The sequence below is a fragment of the Streptomyces sp. DH12 genome (assembly GCF_020873895.1).
Classification (GTDB): domain Bacteria; phylum Actinomycetota; class Actinomycetes; order Streptomycetales; family Streptomycetaceae; genus Streptomyces.
Window position 1 is genome coordinate 1 of sequence record NZ_JAHWGT010001694.1, and the last position, 386, is coordinate 386.

At 72.0% G+C, this 386-nt stretch carries 1 pseudogene; it reads right to left on the bottom strand.

From position 1 onward, the window contains the following. A pseudogene (locus LPA54_RS41770) lies at positions 1-386 on the bottom strand (galactose-1-epimerase); the annotation flags it as partial.

The window sequence follows — 386 nt, forward strand, 5'->3', positions numbered from 1 at the left end:
CAGGCCCACGTCGGAGCCGCGGGTGAACGGCTCGACGTCCCACACCCGCTTGTCGAAGCCCTGCGCGCCGCCGTGCAGGCTGTTCTCGCCGTCGTTGACGGAGAGCTGGTACCGGGCGCCGTCGAGGGTGAAGGTCCCCTTGCCGATGCGGTTGCCGTACCGGCCGATCAGGGCGCCGAAGTACGGGCTGGAGGCGACGTACTCCGCCAGGGTGCGCAGTCCGAGGGAGACGTTGGCGCGCCGGCCACGGCGGTCGGGGATCTCCAGCGAGTGGACGATGCCGCCGTAGGAGAGGACCTCCATCCGGGTGCCGCCGTTCTCCAGAGTCCAGCGGTCCACCCGGGTGCCGTCGGCGAGCCTGCCGAACAGCTCCCGGACCGGCCTGC